We start from the raw sequence: 13413 nt of genomic DNA on the forward strand, positions 1-13413 counted from the left end.
CTCATGGGAATCCGGGATGATCGTGCCTGGGGTGCGGCGGCGGCGTCTGGAGATCAGCCGCCAGTGTTCAGCACGGTGACGGCGCGGCGATTCTGCGCCCAGCAGCTATCCTGGTCGCAGAGGGCGACCGGGCGCTCCTTGCCGTAGGAGATGGTGCGGATGCGGGTGCCGGCGATGCCGCGGGCAACGAGGAAGTCCTGGGCGGCCTTGGCGCGGCGGGCGCCGAGGGCGAGGTTGTACTCGCGCGTGCCGCGCTCGTCGGCATGGCCTTCCACCGTGACGGTGTAGTTCGGGTAGAGGGCCAGCCACTGGGCCTGACGACCGAGGACGGTTTGGGCCTCGGTGTTGAGCGAGGTGGAGTCGGTGTCGAAGAACACGCGGTCGCCGACATTGACCACGAAATCCTGGGCGCTGCCTGGCGTGGCGGCGCCGGCGCCACCGGCGCCTCCCGCGAGCTGGCCATCGAGTTCGCTCGGGCTCTTGGCACAGGCTGCGGCGAGGAGGGCAAGGCCGAGAGCAAGCGCTCCGCGGCGGCTGAAAAGTCTGGTGGCTGTCGTCATGATACCGGTAATCCTCGAATACGTGCTGACCGGATGTTTCGAGAGTCTTGGTAAACGGCTTTGGTTAAACCCTCGTTCAGAGACGTGGTTAACGAAGCACTAAAACTCGGGTTCGCGGCCTTTTGATGGTAAACGCGGCGTCGGACGGGTGTCTGACGCCGCCGTTTTTTACTTGAGCAGGGGCGACCAGGCAGGGTCGGAGGCAAAGTTCGGCGTCGGGATGCGCTGCTCGTTGCGGCCGGTGAGGTCGACCGACCAGAGCTGCGGACCGCCGTTCGGACCGCCGGCGTCACGGAAGAACATGATGACGCGGCCGTTGGGCGCCCAGGTCGGGCCCTCGTTGTGGAAACCTTCGGTGAGAATGCGCTCGCCCGAGCCGTCCGGCTTCATCACGCCAATGGCAAAGCCACCACCGGACTGGCGGGTGAAGGCGATGAGGTCGCCGCGCGGGCTCCACACCGGCGTTCCATACCGGCCGTTGCCGAAGGAAATGCGGGTGGCGTTGCCACCGCCGGCGCTCATGACATAGAGCTGCTGGTTGCCGCCGCGATCGCTCTCGAAGACGATGCGCGATCCGTCGGGCGAGTAGGAGGGAGACGTGTCGATGGCCGCGGCATTGGTCAGGCGAACCGGCGACCCGCCGATCGGCATGGCGTAGATGTTGGCGTTGCCGTTCTGCTCGAGGCTCATCACCACCGCGTTGCCATCGGGCGAGAAGCGCGGCGAGAAGGTCATGTTCGGGAAGTTGCCGACAAGCGAGCGCTGGCCGCTCTCGATGTTGAGCAGATAGACGCGCGGCTCGCTGGCCCCGAAGGACATGTAGGTGACCTGCTGAGAGGTCGGCGAGAAGCGCGGCGTCAGCACGAGGTCGCGGCCGTTGGTCAGGAAGCGGACATTGGCGCCGTCCTGGTCCATCAGGGCGAGACGCTTGACGCGGTTGCCCTTGGGGCCACTCTCGTCGACGAAGACGATGCGGGTGTCGAAGTAGCCCTTCTCGCCAGTCAGACGCTCATAGATGGCGTCGGCGATGATGTGGGCGATGCGGCGCCAGTTCTCCGGCGTGGTGAAATACTGCTGGCCGGCGAGCTGGGTGCCGCCGAACACGTCCCACAGGCGGAAGTCGGCCTGCAGGCGGCCGTCGGCGGCGCGGACGATGCCGCCCGAGACGAGGGCCTGGGCGTTGATCACCCGCCAATTCTGGAAGTTCGGCACCGCGTTGGGATCGGTGATGCGGTCGACGAAGGATGCCTGGTTGAGCACCTGGAACAGGCCGGAGCGCTGCAGGTCCGCGGCGATGACGCCGGCCATCTGCTGACCGACGCTCGCAGTGTCGCCGCTCCCCACGAAGTTCGGGATGGCGATCGGCAGCGGCTGGATGTTGCCGCCGTTGATGTTGATTGTGATCTCGGCGCTGGATGGCGCCGCCGCCGCGATCGTGGCGAGGGCCGCCAACGCGGCAAGGAGAGTGCGGACCAGTTTTCGCATCCTGAGGTGCTCCCAGACGGATGTTCCGGACATGCTCCGATCGAACGATGCGGCCCAGTCCGGCTCGACTTGCTTGCTCGCCGCGTCAATAGGACGGCGGCGGGGTGAAATTCATGTTCACGACCTGCCAGTTGTCGAACTTGTCTTTCGGCAGGAACGGGTAGGGCGCGCAGCGCTGGACGGCGCGCACGGCCGCCTCGGCGACCGCTTGGCCGGCGGGGCCGGCGGGAATGGCCTTGATCTCGGGTGGACCGGCGAGGTCGCCGTCGATGGTGAAGGTCACGCGCAACGGCACGACCATCTGTTCGACGCCCTCGGCGCCGACCGGTGGGTTGAAACAGGCCGTCACGGCGGCCGTCAGCGCGTCGAGCTCGCTCTGGCTCATCTCGGCCACCGGACCGGTCCGGTTCTCCGAGCCGAGCGAGGCTTCCTTGTCGGACTCGCGGCCGCCACCGCCGGACGGATCCACCTTGTTGAGAAGCGCCGCCATCTCGTTGGGGTCGAACTCCTCGCTCTTGGAATCCTTCTGCGTCTGCTTGGGCTTTTCCTTGACGGGCTTGGCAGGCGTCTTGTCCGGTTGGTCCGCGGCATCCTCGGCCGGTGTCGGGGCCGGCGGCTTGGGCTTGGTGGGCGGCAGCTTCGGCGGCACCGGCGCCGGCTTGTCGGCTTCCTTGATCTTTTCGGCGATCTCGCCGGTGTCGGCCTTGGGAGCCTCCTCGAGCGCGGCGGTCTTCGTCTCCTTCGGCTTTTCGGACGGCGGCGGCTCCGTGGGCTTGGGTGGCGCGGCCTTGGGGGGCGGGGGCGGCGCCTCGGCCGCCTTGGCGGCGGCGGTGTCGGTCGCCTTCTCGGTGATCGGTGTCGACTGGTCGTTCTTGGCAGCGCCGACCCGTTGCGAGTCGGGGCGCGGCGTCGGCGTCTTCACCTTGGCCTGAGAGGCGTTGTTGGACTTTTGCGCGTTCTTGTTGCCTTCGGCGATCTGCGACAGGTCGGAAATCGGCACGAGGTCGACCGGCAGGGCGTCCACCGGCGCGGCGTCGAACGGCTTCGCGCCGGAAAAGGATGCAAATCCCCAGGCGAAAAGCAGGACGTGACCGATGACGGATGTCGTGAGACCTATGCGCATGTATCAGTTGGACGGCGCCGCAGCCGTCCCCGTTTCCTCTTGCGTGATGAGACCGATCTTCTTGAAGCCGGCCGCCGAAATGCGTGCCATGATGCGCATGACCGTGCCGTAGTCGGCGGCCTTGTCGCCGCGTACGTAGATGCGATCCTCGACGCCGTTCTTGGCGACGGCCATCAGCTTGGGAACCAGCTCTTCGAAGGAAATCTCGCTGTCCTGGATGAACACCTTGCCGGAGGCGTCGACCGAGATGTTGATCGGGTCGGTCTGTCCTTCCATCGGCTTGGCGGCCGTCTCGGGCAGGTCGATCGGCACGCCGACGGTGAGCAGTGGCGCGGCCACCATGAAGATGATCAGCAGCACCAGCATCACGTCGACCATCGGCGTCACGTTGATTTCGCTCATGACGCCACGGGCGTGACGCCGCCTGCGACGACGGCTGCCGTTCGGCGATCCTCCTGCGACCCCCATACCCATGGTTCAGCTCCGGTCGTCGATCTGGCGAGACAGGATGGCGGCGAACTCGTCGGCGAAGCCATCCATGCGAGAGCCGAGCTTGGCGGCGTCGGCAGAGAGTTTGTTGTAGGCGAGGACCGCCGGAATAGCGGCGGCAAGGCCCATGGCGGTGGCGAGCAGCGCTTCCGAGATGGCCGGCGCCACCACCACGAGACTGGTGTTCTTGGATGTGGCGATCGCCTGGAACGAGCTCATGATGCCCCACACGGTGCCGAACAGACCGATGAACGGACCGGCCGAGCCAACGGTGGCGAGAAAGATGAGACGCGCCTCCAGGCGCTCCATCTCGCGGGAAATGGTGACGTCGATCACCTTGCCGATGCGGTCGGTAATGCCCTGGAAGGAGACGCGTCCCGCCTCATGGCTTCGCTTCCATTCGCGCATGGCGGCGACGAAGATGGCGGCAAGGCCCTCGTTGGACCGAGAAGTGAGCGACCGATAGAGTTCCTCGAGCGACTGTCCGGACCAGAACACTTTCTCGAAGCGGTCCATCGAGCGACGGGCACGGTTGTAGGCGACGATCTTGTCGACGATGATCGCCCAGCACCATACCGAGGCGGCCAGAAGACCGAGCATGACGGCCTTCACGACGAAACTCGCCTGCCAGAACAATGCCCAGACGGACACCTCGACGGCAGGTGCTGCGAGCGCGTTCTGGGTCAGTTCGACCGGATTCATGGGTATCTTCCGTTGTCCTCAGGATGAAGCGGCAATCTCTAGGCGCCAAGTCGCGTCGGCCGGGCAGGCTGTGGCGGCATGCACTGATGCCTTAGCTTCCACATGCCGCCGAAATTTGGCGAAAACGGGACTTGACGGTCAGGAAAACCGGGGTATTTCGCCCCTCTGCCGCCGGGACGGGTTCCGCAGCCGACGGCGGCGGAGTCCCGTTCCTGTCATCCTATGGTATGGTTAAGGAAGATTTACCGAAACGCCCTGTTTCAGCGCGCCTCTTCGATCAGCGCGGCCATGGCCGGCGGCAGGCGCCGCGGCCTGCCGCTGCCGCCGATGGCCACCACCTCGACCTCGGCGGAGGCAAGGAGATCGCCTTCCCGCAAAAGTCGCTGGGCGACGGTGAAGCGGGGGCCGGAAATGCTGGCGATTTCCGTCTCGACGGTCAGAAGGTCGTCGAGCAGGCCGGGCTTCAGGTACTCGATGGCGAACTTGCGCACGACAAACAGCAGCGCATCCGGGTCGGTCCGGTCGGCCGTGGCGCTCTGGCTGATGCCGAGATCGCGCAGGAACTCGGTGCGGCCGCGCTCGAAAAAGCGCATGTGGCTGCCGTGGTAGAGAATGCCGCCTGCGTCGGTATCCTCGAAATAGACGCGGACGGCGAGGCGATGGACGGTCAAAAGGTTATGTCCTTGGCGGTTGCGACGGAAACTGGCGCATCGAATCGCGACCAGACCCAGGTGTGATGGCGCACCACGTCGGCCGCCGGAAGATGGGGTCGCTCGGAGGTCGTGTGCCCGTCGGCGATGACCGTTGTCGGGATGCCGCGCGAGGCGGCGGCGCGAACGGTGGTGTCGACGCAGAAGTCGGAGGCATAGCCGCCGACCACGATGCCGTCGACGCCAAGTCGATCGAGCGTGGCCGCAAACTCGGTGTCGCGGAAGCCATCGCAGAAGGTCTTGGCGACGACGCTGTCACCGGGCTTGGGTGCGAGAGAAGGGTGGAACTCCCATCCGGGCGTGCCGCGCTCCCAGACAGAGCCCGCTTCCTCGTGCTGGATGAAGATCACCGGCGCCCCGGCCGCTCGCGCCTCGGTCGCTTTCTCGTCGAGGAGGGCAGCCACTTCATCGATCCGATAGGCGCGTGGCTCCTCGAACAGGTTGGCTTGCACGTCGATGATAACCAGGGCGCGCGTCATCTCACTCTTCCTCTCCGCCGGAAAACAACGTGAACTGAGCCTCCTCGGCGGTCTTGGGCACGGCAAAGCCGAGATGGCGGAAAGCGTGTGGCGTCAGCAGGCGCCCGCGCGGGGTGCGCTGCACGAAGCCCTTCTGGATGAGATAGGGCTCGACGATGTCCTCGATGGCGTCGCGCGGCTCGGCGATGGCCGCCGCGATGGTCTCTATGCCGACGGGGCCGCCGTTGAAGCTCAGGGCGATGGTGTTGAGGTAGCGCAGGTCGAGCGCGTCGAGGCCGATGGGGTCGACATCGAGGCGCGTCAGCGCCCGGTCGGCGATTTCGGCGGTGATCGTCTCGGCGCCGGCGACGATGGCGAAGTCGCGGACGCGGCGGAGCAGGCGGCCGGCGATGCGGGGGGTGCCGCGCGACCGCTTGGCGATCTCGTTGGCGCCGTCGTCGGCGATGCCGATGCCGAAAATGCGGGCGCCTCGCCGGACGATCAGCTCGAGTTCCTCGGTGGTGTAGAACTCGAGGCGGATGGGGATGCCGAAGCGGTCGCGGAGCGGCGTCGTCAGCAGGCCGAGGCGGGTGGTGGCGCCGACCAGCGTGAACTTGGCAAGGTCGATGCGAACGGACCGGGCGGCGGGGCCTTCGCCGATGATCAGGTCGAGCTGATAGTCCTCCATCGCAGGATAGAGGATCTCCTCCACCGCCGGGCTCATGCGGTGGATTTCGTCGATGAACAGGACGTCGCGTTCCTCGAGATTGGTGAGGAGGGCGGCGAGGTCGCCGGCCTTGGCGATCACCGGACCGGAGGTGGCGCGGAAGTTGACGCCGAGCTCGCGGGAAACGATCTGGGCCAGCGTTGTCTTTCCGAGGCCGGGCGGGCCGACGAACAACACGTGATCGAGCGCTTCCCTGCGCGTCTTGGCGGCGTCGATGAAGACCTGGAGATTGGCGCGCGCCGACGCCTGGCCGACGAAATCCGAGAGTGCGCTCGGCCGGATCGACTGCTCGATATCCTCAGGGCGCTTGTCGCCCGAGACGAGACGGCTCTCTTCGCTCATGGTGGTCCGATCGTCTCCGGCGGTCCTGGTTGCTCGGCTTCGACGGCGCTGGTCCGACACAGGGCTCAAGGCGAATGACCGCGTCGGATTCCCCAGCCGAATCGGCGGACTGCGCCATCTGTTCGCCTTTCGTTTTGCACGAAAGGCAGGCCCTTGCCAAGCTGCGACGGCTGGCGTCGACGGGTCGTGACGCATCGCTCGTCAATGCGCCTAATTGTTGGGTGTCAATGATCACAATTACATCACGTCGACGTGATAGACCGCATTGACCCCCGGTAAAGACCGGTTAATCTTTCCCCTGGGTTCGAGGCGTTCCATCACCGACGGCGAGGTGGTCATGGCGGCTTTCAGGACGGTTTTCGGGTGCTTGCTGTTTGTGGTCGCGCTGGCGACGGTCGGCGGCCTTTTTTCCACTCCGGTGCGTGCTGAGAGCATCGTCGGGTTCTCCGACGACGAGCTCATGGACGGCTTCCAGAAGACGGTGTTCGGCGTCGAGTACGGTGGCGCGGCGGCAGGCAGCGCCGTCAAGAAGTTCAACGGCGCCGTGCGCGTCCGTGTCGTCAACCTGGCCGACAAGGATCGTCAGCGTGAGATCGCCGGCTTCGTGTCGCGCCTTCCCCGTCTCGTGCGTGGCCTCGATATCCGCATGGCGCGGCCTGGCGAGAACCCCAACTTCACCGTCTATGTCGTCGATCGTGCCGATTATGTCGACACCGTGCGTACCGACGTGCTCGGCTCGTCGCGCGCCTCGGTTCCCGGGCAGTGTCTGGTGCGGGTCTATCCCGGCTCTCTCGGCATCGTCCGCTCCACGGCCGTGATCGTGTCCGATGAGGGCAACAGCCTGTTCCGTCGGTGCATGGTGGAGGAGATCCTGCAGGGTCTCGGCCCGATGAACGACAATGCGGCGCTCTATGCCTCCGTGTTCAACGACCGTTCGCGTCACGATCGTTTCATGCCCTTCGACCGGGCCGTGGTGTCGATGCTCTATGACCGTCGTATCCGCCCCGGCATGACCCGTTCGGAAGTCGGCGCGGTGCTGCCGCGCGTGCTCGCCGACGTCAGGCGCTCGGTCCGCTAAAGCCTTTTGCCTCCGAGAGCGTCGCTCTGGCTTTTCAGCGCACGGTGCGCTGGATTCGGCTCACGAAGTGCCGCTGCTCGTTGGGCGGTCGCATCTCGATGACCATCGCGATCGCATTGCGGCGCTCCGGTTCCGTCACGTAGATCTGGGCGAGGGCCTCACGTCCTCGATAACTGGCGGCCAATGTCTGGGCGTCACTGTCGGCGATGGCTTTGATTGCCGGCGGCGCGTCCGGCATGGTCGCGATCAGCCTCGTCCGTTCGATGGCCAGGGAATACTGCCAAGGGCCGTAGGAACGGCTACGCTCGATGGCCTGAAACGCGACATCGCGCTTGTCGAGAAAGGCGGCGAACTGAGCGAGGGTCAGCCATAGACGGGCATTGCCGGGCGCGGTCTTCACCAGGGAGAGGGCGCGCTCGTAGCAGGCCTCGTTGAGGCGTGGACGATCCGCGGCGACGATCGGGGGGGTGGTCAGGCCGAAAGCCAGGCTGCGGCAGTCGTATTCGAAGACGATGAGGGCGCGCTTGCTCGACAGGAACGGGACATCCGGATCGGTCGCCACCGATTGCAGCCGGTCGGAGGAGTTGCCCGCCGTGCTGAGGAAAGGCGAGGCTTCGATGCTCATTCCGTAGAGGCCGAGGCAAAGCAATCCGCCCGAGAACAGGCCGATCAAAGGCGCCGACAACTTCAGCGATATCATCACCAACTTCCCCAATGACGGATGCCGGCCACGGGGGAAACCCCAGGTCTCTCGACCGGCGGCGGCGCGGACTCCGAACGGCGCGGTTGCCACTCTCCCGTTTCTCTACCCCGGACAGCCTTAACCGTCTCGGGGAAATTCGCCGGCCGCTGGCAAAAAACCGCTGGACCTTTTGTAGGGTAGACCGGATAAATACTTAAAGACAAGAGGTGTTGTCGGTCTTCGTCGCCAGCTGTGCGTCGGTTTCGGCGAATCGGACAGTTGTTTATGGGATTGGAGCTTTCTCCGTTGCTTACTGGGGTTCGATCGTTTTTCGGTTTTGGCGGCAAAACTGCGCCGGTTCCGAAAGCAGGTGGTCGCGAACGCGTCGAGATCGATCCGAAGGACACTGTCGTCTACGCGATCGGTGACGTACACGGGTGCTTTGATGCATTGATGGCGGCCGAGCAGCGGATCGAGAAAGACGCTGCTGGCATTTCCGCCAAGCGCCGCATCGTTCTCTATCTCGGCGATCTGGTCGATCGCGGACCACGATCGGCCGACGTGCTGGATCATCTGGTCGGCACACAGCCGGACGATTTTGAGCGCCTCTCTCTCTGCGGCAATCACGACGAAACCTTCCTGTCCTTTATTGAAGATCCCCAGGGGAACATGGGGTGGCTGGAGTTCGGCGGCGAGGAGACGCTTGAGTCCTATGGCATCGACTTCAACCGGCTGGCTCGGCATCGCGGCGGCGCGGCCAGTCTGCGCGACATCCTCCAGTCAAGGGTGCCGGAGGCCCACGTCGCCTTTCTGAAGCAGTTGCCGGTATCGGTGCGCTTTGGCAGCGTCCTGTTCGTCCATGCCGGCGTTCGGCCCGGCGTCCCGCTCGACGAGCAGGACGACGACGACTTCATGTGGATTCGGGAGCCGTTCGTCAGCCAGCCGAACGGGTTGGGGCTCACCGTGGTTCACGGACATACGCCGGCCAACGAACCGGTCTTCGCGCCGGGACGCATCGGCATCGATACGGGCGCCTATGCCACCGGCCGCCTCACCGTGCTGCGCGTGCTCGACGGCGAGGCTTCGATCATTCACTGAACCCGCCTTCAGGCGACGCCTCAAATGACAACGCCGGCCACGAGGGCCGGCGTTTTGCGTTGCGGTGGCACAGGTGTCAGCGCATGGCCAACTGGCGCGGCGTAAAGTCGATCACCTCGGTCGGCGCTTCCACCTGACCGGCAAAGCGGGTCGAGACCAGCGCGCCGTAGGGATTGGTGGAGAAGGCGGCGTTCACAACCTGAGCAGGCGCCTCGAACAGCGTGGCGATGTGCAACTGATCGGGATGGGTCAGCGTGCGGAAATGGCCCCAGTAGACGGACTGGCTTCCATCGAGCAGCGACGGACCATCCTCGGAGGTGATTTCCGGCAGTTCGATATTGGCGAACATGTCGCTCTTGCCGCTGTCGATCGTCGGTTGGGCAAGTTCGGGCGCGGGCGCCGTGGCGGGCTTGCGCGGCGTTGGCGGAAGAGCCGCCGTCTGCAATGGCTGACGGCTGGGCGCGGCGCTCGGCCCCGCAAAGGACAGGGCGGAGGCGGACGGCTCCCGATCGTCAGCCACCTCGGCCAGCGCCAACTGGGCGGCGATGGCGTCGTCGCGGCTGGCAGCCGTGGGCGGCAGCGGCGCTTCCACCGGGGCCGGGGGCTTAAGCGGCGGCAGCATCATCGGTGCGTCGAGCATCGCCAGTTCGGTGGCGGCGGCGATCTCCGAAGGCTTGGCTTGCGGCAGCGGCACATTGTCCATGGCCAACCGGTCGGCTTCGCTGAGCTTTGGCGCGGCGCCGGGCTCGAGGCCGGCCGGCAGCGTCGCTTCGGCAAGGCTGGTGATGCGGCGTTCGGGCGCGGGCGGCGGCGTGAAGGCGGCGGTCAGCACCGGCGCCGCGGGCGCCGCGGCCTTCGGCGCGGCAGGGGCCGGCTTGGCGGCTACGGCCGGAGCATCGTCATTGCCAGCCGCGCCGATTTCCTCTGCGGTGTCTTCCTCGTCATTGGAGAACAGCATGGCGAGCAGGCCGCCGCCCTTGCCGGACTTGGAAGGCTCGGCCGAAGCCATGGCGACTTTGGGCGTCGTGCCTTTCTCGCGCTGCAGCTCGGCGAGTGCCTGCTGATAGCCGGGCAAGGGCTTGCCATCGGAGGGGATGTGGGCAGTCTTGCCGTCGGGGAACAGACCGACGAGTTGCGTGCGGCTAAGGCGCGGCCAGGCGCGCACCGAGCCGACGTCGATATGCACGAAGGGGCTGTTGGCAGACGGATACCAGCCGACGCCGCCGTTCTGCATCTGCACGGCGATCATGCGAAGCTTGTCGACGGACACGTCTGGGATGTTCATGTCCATCGCCTTGCCGAGCGAATGCTGGCTGTGCTTGGCGACGGCCGAGGAGCGGGACCGCAGCATGTTGTTGGTGGCAAGAGAGCGGTAACCCGACACAACCTGGATCGGCTGGCGCGATCCGGACTTCTGGTAGACCTCCCACACCGTGTCGAACAGGCGCGGGTCCATCCGCGTGGCTTCGTTGCGCCGCCAGTCGCGCAGGAAGCGATTGAGTTCGTTGAGTGCCGAGGGGACGTAGCGGCCGTCCTTCTTGAAGACGATCGTTAGCCGCTCCTTGGTGTGCATGTTGTAAAGATCGAGGGTGCGGCTATCGGCCGCCTTGGCCACGGAGGCGAAGATCGACAGCGCTGCAGCGGAGCCGACGAATGCGCCGAGCGTCGCGCGGCCGGCGATAAGGGCGATACGGGAGGAGGAGAAGCCTGCGAATGCGCCGAAAGCCTTGGCTGCTTTCATCGAAGCTGATCCTCTCCCTGATGATGTGTTCACTGTCCGGGTCTTCACGCGTCTCTGTCCGCTTGCTCACGTCTCCAGCCGACAGGGATTATTGGCGGAGAGAATTAAGCAACCGTTTACCGTAAGCCGATCACGGCAGGCTTAGGCTCCGATGGTCGGAAATATCCCCTGGATTTCACGGGCCGTACAATAACCGGCACGGATCAAAAGGCCAAGTGGGTAGTTTATGGCATGCTGAAATGCCAAAAGACCCGCTTTGCCAATGACAAAGCAGGTTTCTTGGTTTGGTTGACCGGGCCGGACGGTCAGGCCTGCGACATGCCCAACGCCTTCTTGATGGCCTGGACGTGGCCATAGATATCGTCGCGGATCTGAAGCTTGCCGCTGTCGTCGACGAAGGCGGTGAAGTAGGCCAGATGCACCTTGAGATGGGTTGCGATGTCGATCCGACGCTCGTCGCCACCGAACATGGCCTGCAGCTTCGGCACCGTCCACTGCGGGTCGCCCTGCAGCACGGCGTCGGCGAAGGTCATGGGATCGTCGACGCGCACGCAGCCATGGCTGAAGGCGCGGACGTCACGGTTGAACAGGCTTCTGAGCGGCGTGTCGTGCAGATAGACGGCATGCTTGTTCGGGAACATGAACTTGATGTTGCCGAGCGCATTGGCCTCGCCGGGCACCTGCCGGATGCCGACGGCCTTGACGGCGTTCTCGTCCCAGATGATGCGGGTGGGGTCGATCAGTTGTCCGTCCCAGGTCACCTCGTAGCCGTGGCGGGCGAAGTAGCCGGCCGGGTCGGCCTGGATCGCCGGCAGCATTTCCTTGACCTTGATCGATTCCGGAATGTGCCAGTAGGGGTTGACCACCAGATACTGCATTTCGCCCGAGAAGATCGGCGTCTGGTTGGCGGTCTTGCCGACGACGACGCGCGCTTCGTGCACCAGCTGCCCATGACGGACGACGCGCACCTTGAACTCGGGAATGTTGACGAAGACGTAGTCCTGGCTGAGGTCGCGCGGCATCCAGCGCCACATTTCCATGTTGGCGATGATCTCGCCTTCGACGTCGCGATGGGCGCCGTTGAGAACGGCGAGCGTGCGGGAGCCGACCACGCCGTCGGCGGCGAGGCCGTTTTCCTTCTGGAAGGTCTCGACGGCGGCGACCAGCGCTTCGTCGTACAGCGTCGGCTCGGCGCCTTCGACGGGCTCGGCGAGGCCGAGCCGCTTGCGCAGGCCGGGCACGCCCTCATCGCTCATGCCGGGCTTCAGTGACCGGGCGAGCGCTATGGGCTCGGGCGCCGGCTCCGCCTTGTCCTTGGCGGCGCGCACTTCGGCCAGCATGGCCTTGAGGCGCTTGAAGCCTTCGGTCGGCGGATTGAAGCCCTCGAGCGCCGCCACGGGGTCGGCGGCATCGGCGACGGCGGCGAGAGCCTTGCCGGCGGGAATCCGCTCGGGCGTACGGGTGATGTCCTTGGAGATGGACCGTGGCGCGACGCGTCCACCGGAGGCCTGCTCGGCGAAGGTCGCCACGGCCATGGACACGCGAAGGTCGGCGTTGGCGACGAGCTCGGTGGTCGAAGCCGAGAGGTCGGCATCGGGTAGAGCGTAGTCGATCGGGTTGAGGCCGTCTTCCACCGCGTCGGCAAGACGGGCGATCGTTGCCTTGGCCTTGTCCGAATAGTGATCGCCGTCGACCCAGAGCGGCTGGTTGCCACGGGCTGCATAGACCTTGGCGACGGCGTCGGCACGACGGCGCGCGTCGCCCGTTGCCGAGGCGACGACCTTGGCGATCTCGGCATCGATCGCCTGATCGATCGGCATGCCGGGGAGCGTGGTCGCGACGACGGGCGTCGATGCGGGCTCGACTGTCGGCGCTACGGCAGGCGCGGCCGTTTCCGTCGCGGGCGCGGCGGGCTCGGCCACTGGCGCGGCGGTTTCCGTCGCGGGCGTGGTGGGTTCGACGGCTGGCGCGGCGGCAACCGGTTGGGCGGGCTCGACCTCGGGCGAGGTGGCAACCGGCGCGGAGGTTTCCGCGTCAGGCGTCGTGGCTTCGGCGGCCGGCGGCAGCGCCTTGCTCTCGACGGCTCCGGGCGTTGCCGTGTCGGTCGCCTTGGCGCCCAAGGGGTCGAAGCCGGTTTCGGCGAATGCCGGCACGGCGACGAGGCCGATCACGGCGGTGGAGAGAAGAAACCGGGACAGCGAGGAGATCATAACGTTCA

13 protein-coding genes are annotated in these 13413 nt (G+C 65.7%); 2 read left to right on the forward strand and 11 right to left on the reverse strand.

Annotated elements, in window-relative coordinates; genetic code table 11:
• Positions 1-53: 53 nt before the first annotated feature.
• From pal to ruvB, 8 genes are all read right to left on the reverse strand, one after another.
• Positions 54-560: a peptidoglycan-associated lipoprotein Pal gene (gene pal, locus M4J40_RS03840; protein WP_251752243.1), complete on the reverse strand. Its 507-nt coding sequence runs from the start codon at positions 558-560 to the stop codon at positions 54-56.
• A 168-nt stretch (positions 561-728) separates the two neighbouring features.
• The gene (gene tolB / locus M4J40_RS03845) at positions 729-2078 is read right to left on the reverse strand and encodes a Tol-Pal system beta propeller repeat protein TolB (protein ID WP_251752244.1); all 1350 of its coding nucleotides are present in this window, start codon (positions 2076-2078) and stop codon (positions 729-731) included.
• Between the two features lie 52 nt (positions 2079-2130).
• The gene (locus tag M4J40_RS03850) at positions 2131-3168 is read right to left on the reverse strand and encodes a cell envelope biogenesis protein TolA (protein ID WP_251752245.1); all 1038 of its coding nucleotides are present in this window, start codon (positions 3166-3168) and stop codon (positions 2131-2133) included.
• 3 nt (positions 3169-3171) lie between these two features.
• Positions 3172-3642 (reverse strand): protein TolR, encoded by a 471-nt coding sequence (gene tolR / locus M4J40_RS03855; protein WP_251752246.1) that lies wholly within the window; start codon positions 3640-3642, stop codon positions 3172-3174.
• Between the two features lie 3 nt (positions 3643-3645).
• Complete coding sequence (tolQ, locus tag M4J40_RS03860) at positions 3646-4359, reverse strand: protein TolQ (RefSeq protein WP_251752247.1); 714 nt, start codon at positions 4357-4359, stop codon at positions 3646-3648.
• 260 nt (positions 4360-4619) lie between these two features.
• A complete protein-coding gene (locus tag M4J40_RS03865; protein WP_251752249.1) occupies positions 4620-5030 on the reverse strand; it encodes a YbgC/FadM family acyl-CoA thioesterase in 411 nt (136 codons plus the stop codon).
• The gene (locus M4J40_RS03870) at positions 5027-5548 is read right to left on the reverse strand and encodes an isochorismatase family protein (protein WP_251752250.1); all 522 of its coding nucleotides are present in this window, start codon (positions 5546-5548) and stop codon (positions 5027-5029) included. The genes M4J40_RS03865 and M4J40_RS03870 overlap by 4 nt, the downstream gene beginning before the upstream one ends.
• Position 5549: 1 nt before the next feature.
• Positions 5550-6596 (reverse strand): Holliday junction branch migration DNA helicase RuvB, encoded by a 1047-nt coding sequence (gene ruvB, locus M4J40_RS03875; RefSeq protein ID WP_251752252.1) that lies wholly within the window; start codon positions 6594-6596, stop codon positions 5550-5552.
• A gap of 337 nt (positions 6597-6933) precedes the next feature.
• On the opposite strand from ruvB, the gene M4J40_RS03880 reads away from it, so the two are divergent.
• A complete protein-coding gene (locus M4J40_RS03880) occupies positions 6934-7674 on the forward strand; it encodes a DUF2927 domain-containing protein (protein WP_251752254.1) in 741 nt (246 codons plus the stop codon).
• 34 nt (positions 7675-7708) lie between these two features.
• On the opposite strand, the gene M4J40_RS03885 is transcribed toward M4J40_RS03880, so the two are convergent.
• On the reverse strand, positions 7709-8374 hold the full coding sequence (locus M4J40_RS03885) for a hypothetical protein (protein WP_251752256.1): 666 nt from the start codon (positions 8372-8374) through the stop codon (positions 7709-7711).
• Positions 8375-8641: 267 nt separating this feature from the next.
• Between M4J40_RS03885 and M4J40_RS03890 the strand changes: the two genes are divergently transcribed.
• Positions 8642-9454, forward strand: coding sequence for a metallophosphoesterase (locus tag M4J40_RS03890; protein ID WP_405030712.1), 813 nt, complete (start codon positions 8642-8644; stop codon positions 9452-9454).
• Between the two features lie 76 nt (positions 9455-9530).
• Here M4J40_RS03890 and M4J40_RS03895 read toward each other — a convergent pair whose 3' ends face one another.
• Both M4J40_RS03895 and M4J40_RS03900 read right to left on the reverse strand, forming a co-directional pair.
• Positions 9531-11195 carry a DUF882 domain-containing protein gene (locus M4J40_RS03895; protein ID WP_251752259.1) on the reverse strand — a complete coding sequence of 555 codons (1665 nt, stop codon included), beginning with the start codon at positions 11193-11195 and terminating at the stop codon, positions 9531-9533.
• Positions 11196-11500: 305 nt separating this feature from the next.
• On the reverse strand, positions 11501-13405 hold the full coding sequence (locus M4J40_RS03900; RefSeq protein ID WP_251752372.1) for a murein L,D-transpeptidase: 1905 nt from the start codon (positions 13403-13405) through the stop codon (positions 11501-11503).
• Positions 13406-13413: the final 8 nt, after the last annotated feature.

It is taken from the genome of Pleomorphomonas sp. JP5, assembly GCF_023721815.1.
In the GTDB taxonomy this organism is placed as follows: domain Bacteria; phylum Pseudomonadota; class Alphaproteobacteria; order Rhizobiales; family Pleomorphomonadaceae; genus Pleomorphomonas.